Raw genomic sequence first — 2,388 nt, 5'->3', positions numbered from 1 at the left:
GCGCACCCCGGTCACCCCGACGGGCAGCCGCCGCCCCCCGCACTCCGACCGCACCCCCCACGCCGACCGCACGCCGCGCACCGCGCCGCTGGGCCCGGCTCCGCGGGGCCGGAGCGGCGGCTGACCGCCGGTCTCACCCCTTCCAGCAGCGCACAACCTCGCCGTCCTCGACGGCGAGGTTGATGCGTCCTGAGAGGTATTCCATCGTGATGATCGCGCCCGGCGGCAGGCTGCGGACGGTGCTCCAGCCGCGCTCGCGGGCCCGCTCCTCGGCGGCCCGCGCGGCGAGTCCCACATAGGCGTCGAGGTCGTCCTGAGGCGGCTCGGATCGTTTCGAAGTCTCGTTCATGAAACCCACGGTAGGCCGCCGCGGATGTGTGGCGGAAGGCACATCCGGGAAACCCCGCGGTCCGCGGATCGTCACGCTTGTGTCACAAGGCGCGACCCCGTTTCCCCCGATGGCCGTCACTCATACGGGCATTCCTGGGCGCCGCGGAACCCCCGGAAAAGCGAGCGGAATTACGCCACCTGAGCCGCGGACCGGACTGCCCGCCTTTTTGGCCGAATTTCGAACACCGGGATCGGGTGGACGAATTGGCGCGCGCCACCGTACGGAGGTTCGCGGCAGCCGTCACGCGGCACTCGAAACCCGCGGCAGCAGCGGCAGACAGATACGAAAAAACCGACAAGAGCAGGGAGCCGCCCGTCACGGCCCGCCCGGTTCCGCAGAGCGGCGCGCTGCCCACTCAAACCGACATTCGAGGCATAACGTGCGGTGGGGCGTGAGCCCGAGAGCCTGCACCGCAATACGCCAGGGGGCGAGATGAGCAGCCGTACCGCCGAGGCGAGTGCCGCCGGCCCCGCACCCGTGCGCCGCCCCGGGCGGGTCGTGGTCGACTGGCTGACCACGACCGACCACAAGAAGATCGGCCACCTCTACCTGGCGACCTCGTTCGTCTTCTTCCTCGCCGGCGGGCTGATGGCGATGCTCATGCGGGCCGAACTCGCCCGCCCGGGGCTGCAGATCGTCTCCAGCGAGCAGTTCAATCAGGCGTTCACCCTGCACGGCACGATCATGCTGCTGCTCTTCGCGACGCCGACCTTCGCCGGCTTCGCGAACGAGATCATGCCACTCCAGATCGGCTCCCCCGACGTGGCCTTCCCGCGGCTGAACATGCTCTCGTACTGGCTGTTCCTCTTCGGTGGGCTGATGGTGCTGGGCGCGCTCCTCGTGCCCGACGGGGCACCGGACTTCGGCTGGACCGCGTACGCGCCGCTCAACAGCCGGGAGCGGACCCCGGGCATCGGCGCCGACCTGTGGATCATGGGGCTGGCGCTCGCGGGCTTCGGCACCATCCTCGGCTCGGTCAACTTCCTGACCACGATCATCGCGATGCGCGCGCCCGGGATGACGATGTTCCGGATGCCGATCTTCACCTGGAACACCCTCTTCACCTCGATCATGGTGCTGCTGGCGTTCCCGGTGCTGGCGGCCGCACTGCTGGTCCTGGAGGCCGACCGGCGGTTCGGGGCGCTGGTGTTCCAGCCGGAGAACGGCGGGGCGCTGCTGTGGCAGCACCTGTTCTGGTTCTTCGGCCACCCGGAGGTCTACATCATCGCGCTGCCGTTCTTCGGCATCGTCACCGAGATCCTGCCCGTCTTCTCCCGGAAGCCGATCTTCGGGTACGTGACGCTGATCGCCGCGACCATGGCCATCACCGGTCTGTCGATGGTGGTGTGGGCGCACCACATGTTCGCGACCGGCGCCGTGCTGCTGCCCTTCTTCTCGCTGCTGTCGTTCCTCATCGCGGTGCCGACCGGGGTGAAGTTCTTCAACTGGACGGGCACGATGCTGCGCGGCTCGCTGTCCTTCGAGACGCCGATGCTGTGGGCCACCGGCTTCCTGGTGACCTTCCTGTTCGGCGGGTTGACCGGGGTGCTGCTGGCCTCCCCGCCGCTGGACTTCCACGTGACGGACAGCTACTTCGTCGTCGGCCACTTCCACTACACCGTCTTCGGCACGGTGGTCTTCGCGACCTTCGCGGGCTTCTACTTCTGGTGGCCGAAGTTCACCGGCCGGATGCTCGACGAGCGGCTCGGCAGGCTCCACTTCTGGACGCTGTTCACCGGCTTCCAGACCACCTTCCTCGTACAGCACTGGCTGGGCGCGGAGGGCATGCCCCGGCGGTACGCGGACTACCTGGCGGCCGACGGCTTCACGGCCCTCAACACCGTCTCCACGATCGGCTCGTTCCTGCTCGGGCTGTCCACGCTGCCGTTCCTCTACAACGTCTGGCGGACGCACACGCACGGCCGGAAGGTCGACACGGACGACCCCTGGGGGTACGGGCGCTCGCTGGAGTGGGCGACCTCCTGCCCGCCGCCGCG

Annotated in this window: 2 protein-coding genes; one reads left to right on the top strand and one right to left on the bottom strand. The window is 68.8% G+C overall.

The genetic code is table 11. From position 1 onward, the window contains the following. Positions 1-133: 133 nt before the first annotated feature. Positions 134-349 (bottom strand): I78 family peptidase inhibitor, encoded by a 216-nt coding sequence (locus AOK16_RS24675; protein ID WP_055474305.1) that lies wholly within the window; start codon positions 347-349, stop codon positions 134-136. A gap of 474 nt (positions 350-823) precedes the next feature. Between AOK16_RS24675 and ctaD the strand changes: the two genes are divergently transcribed. After that, positions 824-2,388, top strand: a 1,565-nt coding sequence (gene ctaD, locus AOK16_RS24670) for an aa3-type cytochrome oxidase subunit I (protein WP_055474304.1), incomplete at its 3' end; no start/stop codon positions are given.

The sequence above is a fragment of the Streptomyces pathocidini genome (assembly GCF_001418495.1).
GTDB classification, from domain to species: Bacteria; Actinomycetota; Actinomycetes; order Streptomycetales; family Streptomycetaceae; genus Streptomyces; species Streptomyces pathocidini.
This window is presented reverse-complemented; position numbering and strand designations above follow the sequence as displayed.